Source organism: Variovorax sp. V116 (assembly GCF_041154435.1).
Lineage (GTDB): Bacteria > Pseudomonadota > Gammaproteobacteria > Burkholderiales > Burkholderiaceae_C > Variovorax > Variovorax paradoxus.
This window is the reverse complement of sequence record NZ_AP028661.1, coordinates 4,734,034-4,748,969: the sequence shown is the minus strand read 5'-3', so window position 1 is coordinate 4,748,969 and position 14,936 is coordinate 4,734,034. Positions and strand designations below refer to the sequence as shown.

Genomic DNA, 14,936 nt, shown 5'->3' with positions numbered 1-14,936 from the left:
GACACCTTGTGGTCCACACGCTGTCCGCACGTTCTTACGCATGTCTGCTTCCCGTCTTCTTCCGTCCGCCGCCGCGGGCCTTTTCTTCCTGCTCGCCGGCACGGCGGCGTTTGCGCAAGCGAGCGCCGCCACCCCGCTGGGCATGGCCGAGGCCGTGCGCCTGGCCGCCACATCGCACCCGACCGTGCGCAACGCCGTCGGGCAAGCGCTGCAGGCGGGCGAGGGCATTGCGGACGCCCGCTCGGGCTACTACCCGCAGGTCAGCGCGGGCCTCAGCGCACGCACGGGCAACCGGCAGCTGCAGACCGACGGTCGCCGCCAGGTGCACCAGGCCTCGCTGTCGGTGACCCAGATGCTGTACGACTTCGGCAAGGTGTCGAGCGCCGTGAACGAGGCCGAGGCCTCGGCCACGGCCGCGCGCGCCAAGCTGCTGTTGGCGGTCGACGACGTGGTGCGCGACACCGCCCAGGCATGGATCGAAGTGCATCGCCAGCAGGCGCTCGGCGAAATCGCGCAGGCCCAGGTGAAGGGCGTGCAGTCGCTGGCCGGCCTGGTGGGCGAGCGCCAGGCCAAGGGCGCCACCAGCCAGTCCGACGTGGCACAGGCGCAGTCGCGCCTGGAGGCCGCGCGTGCCCAGCAACTCAACACCGCGTCCCAGGCCGAGCGCTGGCGCCTCAACCTCATGCATCTGACCCAGGGCCGCATGCCGGCCGACATTGCCGGCGAAGCGTCGGCGCCGCTCGCGAGCGCCTGCGCCGCGCACCCGCAGACGGCCTTGCCCGCACCGGCCGTGCAGATGGCGCAGGCCGAGCGCGACATGGCACAGGCCGCGCTGCGCGGTGCCGATGCGCAACTGCTGCCCACGCTGTCGCTCAACGCCGGCGTCAACCGGGGGCTCGAATCGGGCGCGCGGCTTGCCGGCCAGTCCGGCACCGAAAGCACGCTCACCGTGAACTTCAGCGCGCCGCTGTACGAAGGCGGGCGCAGCCAGGCCCGCCAGCGCGCCGCCGTGCACGCGGTCGAAGCGGCCGAGGCCGCGCTGGGCTATGCACAGCTCAACGTGCGGCAGCGGCTCGAAGACGCGCGCGTGCAATCGCAAGGCCACGCGCTGCGCCTGCCCGTGCTCGCCGCGCGCGTGCACAGCACGCAGCGCACGCGCGACCTGTACCGCGAGCAGTACCTGCAGCTGGGCACGCGCTCGCTGCTCGACCTGCTCAATGCCGAGCAGGAGTTCCACGGCGCGCGCTTCGAGCAGGCCGAGAGCGTGCACGAAGTGCAGCGCCTCGCGGTCGAGTGCCTGTACCAGTCGGGCCGCCTGCGCGAAGCCTTCGGGCTGGTCGATGCGGGCGAGCTCGTGGCCGGAGGCCAGCCATGACCGCCACCACGATGCCCGAGCTTTCTGCCGCGCGCGGCCCCGAGCTGCTCGCCGGCTGGGTCGACGCCGTGCTGGCCGTGGCCGCCCACTACCACCTGGACACCTCGCGCGAGCGCATCCGCGGCGCTGCCGCGTGGAGCGGCCACGAAGACATCGGCGAGCGCGTGCGCCAGATGGCCCGCCAGGCCGGGCTCACCGTGCGCCAGGTCGCGCCGCGCCTGGACACCCTGAGCCCCTGGCGGTTGCCCGTGGTGCTGCAGCTGCGCGACGGGCAGGTGGCCGTGGTCACCGCCATTTCGGCCCAGGGCCTGCGCGTGATGCTCGGTGGCGACCAGGGCGCGGAAACCGTCTGCACGATCGACGAGCTGCAGCCCGCGCTCGAAGCCATGGCCGTGCTGCGGCCCGCGCAGTCCGCACCCGACTCGCGCGTCGATGCCTACATCCGCCCCGTCGAGCCGCACTGGCTGCGACAGATCGTGCTGGCGGACTGGCGGCCCTACGCCCACATCCTTGTCGCATCGCTCGCCTACAACCTGATGGCGCTGGCCGGCACGCTGTTCTCGATGCAGGTGTACGACCGCGTCGTGCCCGCGCAGTCGCTGCCCACGCTGCATGTGCTGTTCGGCGGCGTGCTGCTGTCGATCGCGTTCAGCTGGGTCATGCGCGGCGCGCGCATGCGCATCACCGACGTGGTGGGCAAGCGCGCCGACCTGCGCATTTCGGACCGCGTGTTCGGCCACGCGCTGCGCGTGCGCGGCTCGGCGCGCCCGCGCGCCACCGGCACCTTCATCTCGCAGCTGCGCGAGCTGGAGCCCGTGCGCGAAATGCTCACGTCGACCACCGTGGCGGCGGTGGCCGACCTGCCGTTCTTCTTCGTGTTCTGCGTGCTCTTCTGGTTCATTGCCGGCTGGCTCGTGCTCGTGCCGCTGGCCGCGTGCGTGCTGCTGCTCGTGCCCAGCCTGCTGGCGCAGCGGCGCCTGCGCGCGCTGGCCCAGGCGGGCATGCGCGAATCGTCGCTGCGCAACGCCATGCTGGTCGAGGCCGTGCAGGGCATCGACGACATCAAGGTGCTGCAGGCCGAGCCGCGCTTCCAGAACCAGTGGAACCACTACAACGCCGTCAACGCCGACTCGGGCCTGCAACTGCGCGCGCTGCTCAACACCCTGAGCAACTGGTCGCAGACCGTGCAGGGCGGCGCCTTTGCCTTCGTCGTGTTCTTCGGTGCGCCGCTGGTGATGGACGGGCAGATGAGCACCGGCGTGCTCGTGGCCGCATCGATTTTGTCGACCCGCATGCTCGCGCCGCTGGCCGGCGTGACGCAGGTGCTCAACCGCTGGCAGCAGGCCAAGGTGGCCGGCGAATCGCTCGACCAGCTCATGAAGCTCCCGGTCGACCACCCGCCCCATGAGACGCGCGTGCACCGGCCCGCCGTGCAGGGCGACTACACGCTGCGCGACGCCGTCTTCAGCCACGACGGCCAGACCACCGCGCTGCACGTGAAGGCGCTGCACATCGGCCCTGGCGAGCGCATTGCCGTGCTCGGGTGCAACGGTGCGGGCAAGTCGACGCTGCTGCAGGCGCTGTCGGGTCTCATCGAACCGCGCGCGGGCAGCGTGGTGCTCGACGGCGTGTCGATGGCCCACATCGACCCCGCCGACGTGCGCCGCGACGTCGGCCTGCTCGCGCAAGACGCGCGCCTGTTCCACGGCACCCTGCGCGAGAACCTGCAGATGGGCACGCCCCATGCCACCGACGCCGAACTGATCACCGCCCTGCAAGCCACCGGCGCCTGGGCCTTCGTGCGCCGCCTGCCCACCGGGCTGGACCATCCGCTGCTGGAAGGCGGGCGCGGCCTCTCGGGCGGGCAGCGCCAGAGCCTGCTGCTCGCGCGGCTCATGCTGCGCCGCCCCAGCGTGCTGCTGCTCGACGAGCCCACCGCCTCGCTCGACGAAGTGGCCGAGCGCGAAGTGATCGAACAACTGCGCGCTCTGTCCGCAGGCCGCACGCTGGTGCTGGCCACGCACCGCCCGGCCGTGCTCGATGCGGTGGACCGCATCCTCGTGGTGGACGGCGGCGCCGTCGTGCTCGACGGGCCGCGCGACCAGGTGATGGCGCGGCTGCGCCAGGGCGCGGCCGCATCGCGCGAGACAACGGCCCTCGCAGGCCGTGGCAAGGAGGCACAGGCATGAACGCCGTGACATTGACCAACAAGGCACCGGTGCCTGCGCAGGTATCCACCGCCACCGTGTGGGGCCCCGGCGGCGCCGGCGACTTCGACGAGGCGCGCGCCAGCGGCTCCGCGCGCGTCGTGTGGTTCATCGCGCTCTTTCTGCTCGCGTTCTTCGTGTGGGCCTGGTGCTTCGAGATCGACGAAGTGTCCAGCGGCATGGGCAAGGTGATTCCCAGCTCGCGTGAGCAGCGCATCCAGTCGCTCGAAGGCGGCATCCTTGCCGAGCTGCGCGTGCACGAAGGCCAGATCGTCGAGAAGGGCGAGGTGCTCGCGCAGCTCGACCCGACGCGCGGCGAATCGAGCGTGGAAGAAACCGCCGCGCGCTACCGCGCCGCACTGGCCAGCAGCGTGCGCCTGCGCGCCGAGGTGGAAGGGCATAGCACCCTTCAGTTCCCCGCCGAGCTGAAGGCGTACGCGCAGCTGGTCGACTCCGAAAGCGCGCTCTTCCGCTCGCGGCAGGGCAGCATGCGCGACACCGTTTCGGGCCTGGGCCAGGCGCTTGCGCTCGTGCGCAAAGAGCTCGACATCACCCGCTCGCTGCAGGTGAGCGGCGCGGCCAGCAACGTCGAGCTCATCCGCCTGCAACGCCAGGCCGCCGACCTGGAGCTGAAGATCTCCGAGGCGCGATCGAACTACATGGTGCGCAGCCGCGAGGAACTCGCCAAGGCCGATGCCGAGGTGAAGTCCTTGTCGTCCGTGGTGCGCGGGCGTGCAGACTCGCTCGAGCGGCTCACCCTGAACTCGCCCGTGCGCGGCATCGTCAAGAGCTTGCAGGTCACCACCATCGGCGGCGTCGTGCCGCCCAACGGCTCGCTCCTGACCCTGGTGCCGCTGGACGACCAGTTGCTGGTCGAAGCGCGCATCTCGCCTCGCGACATCGCCTTCATGCGGCCCGGGCAGGAGGCGCAGATCAAGGTCACCGCCTATGACTACGCCGTGTACGGCGGCCTCAAAGGGCGTGTGGTGACCATCGCACCCGACACGCAGCGCGACGAGGTCAAGCCCGAGATCGTCTACTACCCCGTACTCGTGCGCACCGACTCCGACGCACTGACCGACAAGGCCGGCCGCCGCATGCCCATCGTGCCCGGCATGGTGACCACCGCCGACATCCGCACCGGTCGCAAGACCGTGTGGGACTACCTGACCAAGCCGCTGAACAAGGCGCGCGAAGCCATGCGCGAGCGCTGATTCGCGCGCGCTCATTCATCTCTCCCAAGAATCCCATCCGACCCAAGAGGAAGCCAGCCATGAAAAAGACCCCGCACGCATCACCCACCGTTGCCGCCTTCGCGCTCGCCGCCGCGCTGCTCGGCACCGCCACCCATGTGGCGGCGCGCGATAACCCTGTAGACCCCGTGAGCAACCCCGACAAGCTGGACTATCGCGACGTCGAGGCGCGCCGCCCCGACTTCAAGGAGCCCTTTCTGCGCGACGGCATCGTGTCGCGGCCCGAGCGCTTTCGCGAGATCAAGCCCGGGGTCAATCAGGCCCAGGTGCTCGCCGTGCTCGGGCAGGCGCTGAGGCAGCAGCGCGGCGCGCTCGGCACTGAGTGGGACTACCAGTTCAAGTTCCAAATGCCGCAATCGGCCAACTACCTCGTATGCCAGTACAAAGTCGTGTTCGACGACGGCCAAACCGTACGCAGCGCCGCGTGGCGCCGTCGGCAATGCCTGGACCTGATCCCACACTGAACTGCCGGCTGGCGATCGAGCCGTCGACCCGCTACGCCCAGGAGCGTGCGGGTTTTTGATGTGGGGGAGACGCCGTGATTCGGGTCTTTGGTGCTTCGACAGGAATCGTAGGTGTGCCAAAAATCCGCATGGATATTGGATTCTTTGCGCTGGAAGAAAAAAGATACCGCTATAAGTACCGATAAACTTCAACGTATGGCTTGGATGCCTCGTGTATGAGGACGCTTCGAGCCGATTTTGTCGACGCTGCCGTCGACGGGCCTTCCGAGATCAAACTTCCGCCCGGCTGGAAGCAGTCGCCCGGTGGCCTGCACATGGGCGCCTCCGCCCGAAGAGCCGTCGCTGTCCTGAGTGGCGCATTGCCGCTCGAAGTTTGACACGTTTGTGGCGCTGAAAAAGTCACTGATTCGGGCTCGCCCCCCTTGCTAACTGCGGTGGATGCGAGCTCACACCAGCGCTGCGACAGGCCGGAACAAAAGTCACCGAAGATTCTGGCCGCAATACCGTCGGGGTGGAACACATATCAGGCAGCGTTATCGCCGCGCCGGCCGTACTAATCTTCGGCGCTCACTTCGAACCGCCGATCAGCGTCAGGAACGCGCGCGCCGCATCGAGCGGGGCCAGAAACTTGATCACCCAGCCGCGAGCAGATCGCGGCTGGGTTTCCAAGAGGATGCACGATACGCTGGTACCTGAAACATGTGCCCACCTGCGCGACATGACATCCACCGCAGTGCGCCACAGGTCTGCTAATCCACCCGCGAGGACCTTCCCTAGAGACTGCGGAGGTCAGGCTACTTGGAGCAGGGTGTTCAACACCTTCATCTTGGCCTCGATCACGGCGACGATTTGCTCGAACTCGATCCGAGCTTCGGCCTGAAGACCTAAAGCTTCGGCGATCCCTGCTTCGTCGGTGCTTAGACGGCGATCAAGCGCCAATTTAAAGGATCGGTCCTCCTGTTGGTCCATCCGATATGCGTGGAAGTGCATAGAGTCGCCCAGCACGGCAGGATTGTGAAGGTGACCAAACCGGAACTCTCCCGACATGTAGTTCAGAAGGTGGTCTTGCATCACGAGAACTAGTTTTCGGTTCAAATGCTCGAAGGTCTGAACCTTATGGTGCATTTGCATCAAAATAGTCTTGGCTGTGTGCTTCCAATTGATCCCGACGGGTTTGTAGTCGTTTTCCGCATCATCTGATCGCGGGACTCCTAGCTCCTTTAGCCGCCGCTGACGCTCCGGCCAAATGCTGCCGGTGGTATCCATGGTCTGAAGCTCGATGCCGACGAAGTCCTTGACCCTTCCGTCTCGTGCTGATGCCAGAACAAAATCAACGCTTCCTCCAGGGATTGATACTTCAGGGACGATGTGAAGTTCGTTTCCCGGCTCGTGCATCGTCAGCAGATGCAAGCAATCAGTGAAAATTTGCTTTCGTTCCAGCAGTCGCGTCGGGCAGATCATGATGGGCCGCTGCTCCTTCCCGAACAACGCAGTGCAGGTTCCGATGGAGGTCCGCGCATCGCTCTTCCGGACCTTGTAGCATCGCTTGCCCAAGTAGAGGCACTGCTGCTCGGCAATCACACTTCTCCAGTCCGCTCCTTGTTGCCAAGTGGACCGGCCAAACAGTTCAACAATGCTACTCATTGGTCTCTATGTCTACATGCAGCGTTGACGCGCCGCGCTCAGGTACTCGTGTGAGATGTCGACACCCACCGATTTCCTCTGGAGCATACGAGCTGCGTACATCGTGGTCCCAGTGCCGCAGAACGGGTCTAGGACGATCCCGTCTCGTGGGCACGTCGCCAGAATGGGTATCCGACACAGGTCTACCGGATACGGAGCAAAGTGCAGTTTTCGGCCCTGGGTGTCCTCGGGGATTATGTCCCACACATCAAACGGCTTGCTGCCCTTGGGGTGGTACTTCAGGATGTAGAACCCTTTGTCTCGGAGTTCCTTGGCACGTCCTGACACTTTGGCGCTGTCCGAATGCGTGGTTCTTTGCTGACCCCGAATGACCATCCGGAAGTCCGCATTCTTTCCAGCCGCCACGTCTGCCAGCATCTGGTCAAGGGCCGCATAAGCTGCTTGCTTTTCGTACTGGCTGAGGGCTGTCGAAAGCTCGATTTGCCTTCGGTATCTCACGCCGGATACCCCAGTTGCAGATACCACTGCGCCATTCACAATCTTCGCTTCGCGGGGCTTGCTTCGGATAGCGTCGGCGTCGTAGTAGTAGCCCTTCGGCTGCTTGACGAAGTGGAAAACGCTTTCGTGAACATTGCCCAAACGGTCCACACTGTTGTCCATACCGCCTTTCAGCTTGTTCCAGACAACATGGTTCCTCATCACCCAGCCTTGCTGGTCGGTCAGGGCAAATGCGACCCGCCATGGGATGCCGATTAGCCCCTTGCCGTTGTAGGTGTCGCCTAGATTGAGCCAGAACGATCCTGTTGGCTTTAGAACTCTCTTGACTTCAGCGAAAATCGCCAACAGGTCCTTCACGAAATCTCGGTAGTCGGCTTCGAGTCCGATGCCCCCGCCGTGATATTCCCGCTTACCCCAATATGGGGGCGAGGTCATCACCGTGTCGATGCATGCATCCGGCAATGCGGAGAGGACCCGGACCGCATCGCCTTGGAGCAAAAGTGGCGCAAGTGCGGAGCTTTTTTGGAACTTCTTGAAAGCTGGACCGAAGCCTTCAGCGACGAAAGTCCGCGCCTCGCCCTCTTCCGCGACGTCTTCGGCAACCAAGTCGTGTGAATTTCGGTCCAAGTTCATTAGGCTTTGTCTCAGTCAACGATGTTAGCTCAGCCTTAATCGAGGCTGAGGGCAGCTTCCAGGTGTGGTGTTGACCACAAAGACCAAGGGGCGGCGCTCTGCGCGATCCCCATCCACTGGCCCTTTCTCATGCGTGCGGTAGAGGCTTCGCAATCGATCAGTCTTGTCAGTCCCAGAAACTGTCGGCGGTATGCCAGGCGGGTCATGTGTAAGGCTGGCACCGACCTCCAAGTTCAATCGGGTCGACGGTGCACCAGCGTTGTTGCAGCCGGTGGGAGCAAGCGGCAAATCAAGTGTCACCGTGGTTCAAGGGCACAATCACAATCGTAGCCCTATACTGATATTTTGTACAGTAACCGCAATTTTTACCTCGGGACCCGCGCGTTCGGGAGCCGAGGCCCACTTCAACTTGAATTTGCGCGAAGAGGCTTGACCTGCATCTGAAATCTCGTTTTGTGCGGCAAAATGCCCGCGCGCCCTTGCGGATGTACACAACCTTTCGGGGGCCAACTAATGATCTATAGCCCAAAGGCAGTTGCTAACTTCTTCATCGACATCGCCAAGCGGGCGGGTGAGCCGCTATCGCCGATGAAGCTGCAGAAACTTGTCTACTATGCACACGGGTGGTATGCCGGCTTCACGGGAAGCCCCCTGATCGACGAGTCCGTCGAGGCTTGGCAATATGGGCCGGTCATCCCGTCTCTGTACCACGAGTTTAAGAAGTTCGGGTCGGGCCAGATCACCTCCAAAGCGACCCAGTTCACGAAGGATTTTGAACTGCAGGAAGTGCCAGCGCCTTCGGAGGAAGACATCCGCAAATTTCTGACCAGCGTGTGGAACAGTTACGGCAAGTACACCGGGCTCACATTGTCCCAAATGACGCATGCCGCGGATAGTCCATGGGACATCACGTGGAAGAAGGCGGGCAACATCCGCAGTGTAGATATTCCGTTTTCTGAGATCGAGGCTCACTTCAATCAGGCGGTTCGGAACTCCACGCAGGCGGCACAGAAGTAGCATGGCGTTCGTACCTTCCACGCGAGCGAATGGCAGTGCTATTGGTGACGTCATCATCAGTCCGGACGCCGAGCCGCGGGCACCGGCTTCTACTGTATCCGCGCAGCAAGAAAGCGATTTCTTTACTGAAGGCGGCCGCCAATATCATCTTCAGCACAATCAGCAAAATCTTGGCTGGCTTGGGAAGTTCTTCGGTTCCAATGCGACTGCCCCAACCAACATCGCTGGCTTCGTGATCGTCACTTCGCTCATCGTCCTTGCGATCAGTTTTTTTGTGTCCGGCAATCCAGAGATTGCCGAAGTTCGGAAATTGCTCGGGACAGTGGTCATCAGCGCGCTCAGTTTCTTATTCGGGGCGGCCACAAAGAAGTAGGCCTGTCTTCCGAGTCCCGGCAACTGACGTCGCCGGAGCCATCACGCGCTGCCAAGGCCGCCGGTCCGCACATGCGCGATGCCGCGATCCGGCACGCTACGGCAGGGGCCACGCAGTGGGTGGAGGTGCGCGAGCGAATCGACGAGATCGTGATTCGCAAGAAGGCGCCGGCCATTGCCAAACAGCTCTTCTTCGGCCGCATGTCCGACCCCGACCTGCTGGGCTCGGGCGTGCCGACAGAGTGGCTGACCGAGATTCGCACGGCCGATGAAGATAGCTTCCTGAGACGCTGGCGGCGACAGTCCCGATGCCTCGATCGCCTTCAGGCCGGCGATGAAGTCTCGCGCCACGAGAAGGTGAGCCCTTGGATGCGTCACTTGCTGAACGCGCATCGCTGGCATTTGCATACTTGCGTCGGCCATCTCTGTCCTCAAAGTCGTGAGCAATCGTAGCGGAGCGGATCGTGTCTGGACTCGCTTTTAGAACCGATCTACCTCGCCTTCGACAGGTCCGGCCTGCGACTATACGGCCTGACATTGCGCACGCTGGAGGGGCTTTTGAGTGTGGATTGGGCCACGATGACCGGCTAAATCTCATTGAGATGGTGAGGAATTCCCATTTTTTTAAGGGCTGCGCCCCTGCCGCTCGCCGAGTGCGTTACCGGTCCGGGTCGGGTCACTGGCCCAGTCGCTGCGCGACTGCGTCACGCGTCATCCCAGACTAGGGCTCGTTCCGTGCTACTGAACCTGCGGGCCGATTCGATTGTCGCCGACCTCGCGCGCGTCGCGGTGCTGCGAACGATCACTGAGCCACTCGCGAACTCCGACCCACGCGGCATCGCTCGTCGACACGACACCAGAAAATGGCACAAGTGCAAAGTACGCTAGCTAGTCCAGTCTTGGTGCTCGAGCACAACATCATTCACGCTTTCGAGAATCCGCACCCCGGGTTCGTTGAGCGGCTACAACGAGCAGTGGCCGAAGGGCAAATTCTTCCCGAGATTGCATTGCGTGCCGATTTGGCGCCGCCAGATCCCCCTCAGACTCGTGGTGAGCCCGCGGAGATCCATGTTCACGTCACCCATCTTGAGGTTTTATGGTGCTCCACCTACGCCTGGATGGTGATGTACGAGGAGGAGGTGCAAAAGCCTGCGGTTGCTCACGAACAGGGCACTACGCATTCACCAGACGTTCAACTGATCACGCGTGCGCACCAGCTTCTTGCCTGGGCTGAGTCAATCTCAGACGTCTACACGCCCTGGCCAGATGGGCTGCCTTCGCCAATTAACTGGGTCAGCGCCGCGGAGGAATGGTATGCGCAGAAGGCCAATCTCGTGTTCCAGGAGGCCGCGTCTTTTTTGTTGTTGCATGAGTGGGCGCACAGCACAAGTCTTCACCTGCAGCAGGGACCCGGTCTTTCGGACCAGGACTACATCGAACTGGAAAAGGATGCTGACAACACGGCATACGACGTGTTGGTCGGCGACCGCGAGGACGACGAGAAGCTGCACTTGGCGTGGGCAATCTTGAGCGCGCTGCTCAGTTCGTTCTATCTCCTGAAGACGACCTCCCACGTGAAGCAGTATCGGCATCCCGAACTGCACCACCGAGTCCAGCACATGCTCTTCAGATTGGACATCGCCGATGAGCGGCCTCGTGCGTACTTTCACGGCCTCTGCGTAGAGGTGCTCCGGCGCACCTTTACCGCTGCTCTTTGGTCAGACCCGGTAGATGGCTACGAAACCGCGGAGGAACTGCTCCAGGCCACGCTCGATCAGATTGACACTATGCTGGACCGCACCGCGGCGACACCGCTCCGACGGTCTCCAAGCTGAGCTCCGCGATGACTGTTGCGACCTCGTGCTTACGGCCCTCGAACTCGGCCTTGAGACGTGCGCGCTCGGTGGCCCGAAAGTGTTCGACGGCGGATGAGAAGAATCCTAGGGTTGCAAACGGTGCGGTCATAGATTGCGTGTGCGTCATGGAGATCCCACCCTGTGGATGGCAGTGCGCAAAGGACCGAAGCTTGCTGTCTTGGCGCACGCATTGATCGCTTTCAGCCCGCAGCGGTAAAGCTCTGATGTCGTCACCATGAGCTGGAGGTCCCGCTGCTCTACATCGCCATGACGCGAGTCACGCTGTGGCTGGGGATGTCCTCGCAATGGGACAGTCCAAGTCCAATAGTGGCGGACATTCGCGTACAGCTGCAGAGTCTGGAGGCGAAGTGGGCGAACTGACAGTGGCCCCAAAGGATTGACTTCACGATCGAAGGCGCACGTGGACATGAGTCCTGACGCCTGCTCATAGGCGATACCGCAGAAGATGGCTGGTTCAATCCGTCTGTGTGTAATAGTCCGCTCGAGGCCGTTGTTGACGGCTGGGTGGTTTAAGGCGTGATGTCGGTGACGTGTTGAAGCAGAGCGAACGCCACGCGCCATGCGCGGTCGTCGCAGTGAACCGTGGCCGTGCGCTGGTTGATCCGAACGATTTCTCCGACGTGCCACTTCAGGCTTTGGTCGGTGAAGCTCACGCGCTGGCCGACGCGGAAGTCCTGTTTGTGATGGATCTCCGGCGGCGGCCTCAGCGGCGCTGCAGTCGCGGGTGAGGATGACGTGGCCGCCTGCTGATCATCGACAGGTACGACGGCCGCGTACAGCACGCTGAAGCGCTGTTTGCTTTGCTCATCGATCAGTGTGACCTGCCGGTCTTTCATCGCCGCGATGCGAGCCTCGCGCAGCTTGCCGGTCCCCCAGTCCCAGTACCTCACCAGTTGGCCCATGTGCAACTGCGAGCGCGCCTGCACGATGCGCCTGGGGTCGGCCATGAGTTGCTCGATGACCCAGCTGAGCTGGTACAGCTCAGCGCTGGTGGCCATGGGAAGATCTTCGATCTGCTTGACTCGCATGCTGGCAATTTTGCCAGCGCTGGCATGCTCAAGCCGCGAGCTTGTCAGTCGCTTGTGAGGACGTCGCAGCAGACCTGGCGAGCTCGCCCGCGACTGCCCACGGCAGCAACTCATCGATACGGTTGCTCGGATGGTCGGCGATGTGCTCAAGCACGTGGCGCAGCTATGCCTGTGGATCAATGCCAATGAGCTTGGCCGATCCGATCAAGGTGTAGATCACCGCGGCGCTGTGCCCGCCGCTGTCGGAACCGAGATGCAGGTAGTTCTTGCGTCCGATCGCGACGCCTCGCAGCGCACGCTCGGCCGCGTTGTTATGCGCTTCGATCCGCCCGTCGTCGACGAAGCGCGTCAGCGCCGTCCAGTTGCTCAACGAGTAGCCGATCGCCAACGCCATCGGCGACTTCGCCGAGACCTGCGACAGCGCTGTGTTGAACCACTCCTTCAATTCGCCCAGCATCGCAGCGGTGCGTTCCTGGCGAACCCGCATTCGCTCGTGTGGCGGCTTGCCTCGGATCTCGGCCCCCACACCGAAGACCTTGCCGATGCGCTGCAGCGCTTGATGCGCCAGCGTGCCGGCCAGCTTGTGCTGGCGCTCGTGGATGTCCCACAGCTTGCGTCGTGCGTGGCTCCAGCATGCCGCCTCGACCACCTGGCCCTTCTCGTATAACGGGTGATACCCAGCGAAGGCATCGGCTTGCAGGATGCCATTGAAGTGCCTCAGATGGCGCACGGGATGTTCGCCCTTGCGGTTCGCCGAGTACTGGAACCACACCGCCGGCGCCGCCGTGTCGCCGCTGGGCCGGTCATCCCTCACGTACACCCAGAGGCATCCCGTGCGAGCCTTGGCGCCTGCGCCGCCGAGCACGCGGATCGGTGTGTCGTCGCCGTGGATCTTGTCGGCCGCCAACACGTAGCGGCCGATGGCTTCGGCCAGCGGGCTCAGCAGGCGCGCCGCCTGCGCCGCCAGGGTCGAGCGCTGCAGTTCGACGCCTTCACGGCCGTAGATTTGGCACAACCGGTAAAGAGGCGTGTGGTCGCAATACTTGCTCACCAGCACATGTGCGAGCAGGCCGGTGCCGGCCATGCAGCGATCGATGGGGCGGCTCGGCGCGGGCGCCTGGGTGATCGTGCTGCAGCGCGCGCAGGCGAGCTTGGGGCGAACGTGGCGCACGACATGGAAGCTGCCCGGCTCATAGTCGAGTACCTCTGAGACGTCCTGGCCGATCTCGCGCAGGCCGCGACCGCAGGCCTGGCAATCGCAACCGCCGTGCGGCGTGTGCACCACGGTGCGCCGCGGCAGATGCTCTGGCAGATCACGCATTCCGGTGCGCTCTCGTGCCCGACGCTTCTTGCGACCCTGCTCGATGGACGTGACGTTGGAATGGTGCTCGTCTTCTTCGGCGCCCTCGGCCTGCGTCGGGGTCAATGCTGGCTGCACCGATCTGGCCGCCCACAAGTTCAAGCTGGGCGTGCTCGAGTTGCTCGCTGGAGCGGCCGTACTTCATGCGACGCAAGTACGCCACTTCGACCTTGAGCTTCTCGACGGTGAGCAGCGCGATCTTCAATGCCTCTTGGGAGCGCTGCACCTCGCCGCTGAGCGCGGCGTTGGCGGCAAGCAGTTCCTGCGAGGTCATGGGCATGACTGTGCCGACCGGAACCCGCCCCTACAACCGGAGTTGTCCTGTCAACTTGGCCGACGGTCCGCTACGCCGCTACGCCGCTACGCCGCTGCGCGCGGTTGCCACGTGCGCTCGGGTCGGCGCCAGTCGATGCCTTCGAGCAGCATCGACAGCTGCGCACCGCTCAACGAGATCGATCCCGACTCGGCCTGTGGCCAGACGAATCGCCCTCGCTCCAGCCGCTTGGCCAGCAGGCACATGCCGTCGCCGTCACTCCACAGCAGCTTGACCAGGTCGCCGCGCCGCCCGCGGAAGACGAAGACGTGGCCGGAGTACGGATCCTCGGTGAGAGCGGTCTGCACCTTCGCCGCCAGCGTGTCCATGCCACAGCGCATGTCCGTCACGCCTGCGGCCAGCCAGACGCGGGTGACCGCGCGCGGGCCGATCATGCACTCTGGCGCAGTGCGCGCAAGACGCTGCACAGGCTGTCTTCGTCGACAGCGCCACGCAGTCGCAATTGCGCGCCGGCGAACTCCAGTTCGATGACGCCGGTCCGCGGTGTCGGTCTCGATGACGATGACGAGAGGGCAGGCGCAGCGGAAGTCGGAATGGACATGACCTCGGTCGCCGGTGCTACCTCTATCGGCAACAGCACCGCCGGCGGCGCGTCGCCTGCGGCTCGAACATGCTCCCTGCGCCACTTGAACAGCATGTTGGCGTTGATGCCGCTGCGCAGCGCGATCGCCGATACGGACGCGCCTGGCTCCAGGCTTTGTCGCACCAGCTCCTGCTTGAACGCACGGTCGTGATGTCGTCGGCCGGCCTTCGAGTCTTGCTCACTCTTCATGGTGTGCACCATCCTTTTGCGCACACCTCCAAGCGGGTCTGCGATTGAGGTCAGATGCTTCCTGCAGCCTGCGCATCAGGCAAGGACGGCCTTCGTCGGACT

General features: G+C 64.0%; 16 protein-coding genes. 8 read left to right on the top strand and 8 right to left on the bottom strand.

Translation table 11 applies throughout. The features are described from left to right. Nucleotides 1-40: 40 nt before the first annotated feature. The 4 genes from ACAM58_RS22735 to bamE are packed head-to-tail and all read left to right on the top strand — an operon-like array spanning nt 41 to nt 5,299. The gene (locus ACAM58_RS22735) at nt 41-1,375 is read left to right on the top strand and encodes a TolC family outer membrane protein (RefSeq protein WP_369663604.1); all 1,335 of its coding nucleotides are present in this window, start codon (nt 41-43) and stop codon (nt 1,373-1,375) included. Then, entirely contained in the window at nt 1,372-3,564 is a 2,193-nt protein-coding gene (locus tag ACAM58_RS22730) for a type I secretion system permease/ATPase (RefSeq protein WP_062365428.1), read from the top strand. Before ACAM58_RS22735 ends, ACAM58_RS22730 begins: the two co-directional genes overlap by 4 nt. Continuing rightward, complete coding sequence (locus tag ACAM58_RS22725) at nt 3,561-4,796, top strand: HlyD family efflux transporter periplasmic adaptor subunit (RefSeq protein WP_062365429.1); 1,236 nt, start codon at nt 3,561-3,563, stop codon at nt 4,794-4,796. The genes ACAM58_RS22730 and ACAM58_RS22725 overlap by 4 nt, the downstream gene beginning before the upstream one ends. A gap of 59 nt (nt 4,797-4,855) precedes the next feature. After that, the gene (bamE, locus tag ACAM58_RS22720; RefSeq protein ID WP_062365430.1) at nt 4,856-5,299 is read left to right on the top strand and encodes an outer membrane protein assembly factor BamE; all 444 of its coding nucleotides are present in this window, start codon (nt 4,856-4,858) and stop codon (nt 5,297-5,299) included. 789 nt (nt 5,300-6,088) lie between these two features. Here bamE and ACAM58_RS22715 read toward each other — a convergent pair. Further along, complete coding sequence (locus ACAM58_RS22715; RefSeq protein ID WP_369663603.1) at nt 6,089-6,943, bottom strand: NotI family restriction endonuclease; 855 nt, start codon at nt 6,941-6,943, stop codon at nt 6,089-6,091. A 12-nt stretch (nt 6,944-6,955) separates the two neighbouring features. Continuing rightward, nucleotides 6,956-8,074: a site-specific DNA-methyltransferase gene (locus tag ACAM58_RS22710; protein ID WP_369663602.1), complete on the bottom strand. Its 1,119-nt coding sequence runs from the start codon at nt 8,072-8,074 to the stop codon at nt 6,956-6,958. A gap of 513 nt (nt 8,075-8,587) precedes the next feature. Between ACAM58_RS22710 and ACAM58_RS22705 the strand changes: the two genes are divergently transcribed. The 4 genes from ACAM58_RS22705 to ACAM58_RS22690 all read left to right on the top strand — a co-directional run bounded on the left by ACAM58_RS22705 (nt 8,588) and on the right by ACAM58_RS22690 (nt 11,298). Then, nucleotides 8,588-9,091, top strand: coding sequence for a Panacea domain-containing protein (locus ACAM58_RS22705; protein ID WP_369663601.1), 504 nt, complete (start codon nt 8,588-8,590; stop codon nt 9,089-9,091). A 1-nt stretch (nt 9,092) separates the two neighbouring features. Further along, the gene (locus ACAM58_RS22700) at nt 9,093-9,464 is read left to right on the top strand and encodes a hypothetical protein (protein ID WP_369663600.1); all 372 of its coding nucleotides are present in this window, start codon (nt 9,093-9,095) and stop codon (nt 9,462-9,464) included. 71 nt (nt 9,465-9,535) lie between these two features. Further along, complete coding sequence (locus tag ACAM58_RS22695; RefSeq protein WP_369663599.1) at nt 9,536-9,916, top strand: hypothetical protein; 381 nt, start codon at nt 9,536-9,538, stop codon at nt 9,914-9,916. A gap of 410 nt (nt 9,917-10,326) precedes the next feature. Then, nucleotides 10,327-11,298, top strand: coding sequence for a phage exclusion protein Lit family protein (locus ACAM58_RS22690; RefSeq protein ID WP_369663598.1), 972 nt, complete (start codon nt 10,327-10,329; stop codon nt 11,296-11,298). A 551-nt stretch (nt 11,299-11,849) separates the two neighbouring features. Here the strand turns inward: ACAM58_RS22690 and ACAM58_RS22685 are convergent. The 6 genes from ACAM58_RS22685 to ACAM58_RS22660 all read right to left on the bottom strand — a co-directional run bounded on the left by ACAM58_RS22685 (nt 11,850) and on the right by ACAM58_RS22660 (nt 14,834). Beyond that, nucleotides 11,850-12,368 (bottom strand): hypothetical protein, encoded by a 519-nt coding sequence (locus tag ACAM58_RS22685; protein ID WP_369663597.1) that lies wholly within the window; start codon nt 12,366-12,368, stop codon nt 11,850-11,852. Between the two features lie 28 nt (nt 12,369-12,396). After that, a complete protein-coding gene (locus ACAM58_RS22680) occupies nt 12,397-12,522 on the bottom strand; it encodes a hypothetical protein (RefSeq protein ID WP_369663596.1) in 126 nt (41 codons plus the stop codon). A 9-nt stretch (nt 12,523-12,531) separates the two neighbouring features. Then, nucleotides 12,532-13,689, bottom strand: a complete 1,158-nt coding sequence (locus tag ACAM58_RS22675; protein WP_369663595.1) for an IS66 family transposase — start codon at nt 13,687-13,689, stop codon at nt 12,532-12,534. Continuing rightward, a complete protein-coding gene (locus tag ACAM58_RS22670; protein WP_369663594.1) occupies nt 13,682-14,002 on the bottom strand; it encodes a transposase in 321 nt (106 codons plus the stop codon). The genes ACAM58_RS22675 and ACAM58_RS22670 overlap by 8 nt, the downstream gene beginning before the upstream one ends. Nucleotides 14,003-14,088: 86 nt before the next feature. After that, nucleotides 14,089-14,436: an IS66 family insertion sequence element accessory protein TnpB gene (gene tnpB, locus ACAM58_RS22665; protein ID WP_369663593.1), complete on the bottom strand. Its 348-nt coding sequence runs from the start codon at nt 14,434-14,436 to the stop codon at nt 14,089-14,091. Then, nucleotides 14,433-14,834 (bottom strand): transposase, encoded by a 402-nt coding sequence (locus ACAM58_RS22660; protein ID WP_369663592.1) that lies wholly within the window; start codon nt 14,832-14,834, stop codon nt 14,433-14,435. The genes tnpB and ACAM58_RS22660 overlap by 4 nt, the downstream gene beginning before the upstream one ends. Nucleotides 14,835-14,936 lie beyond the last annotated feature (102 nt).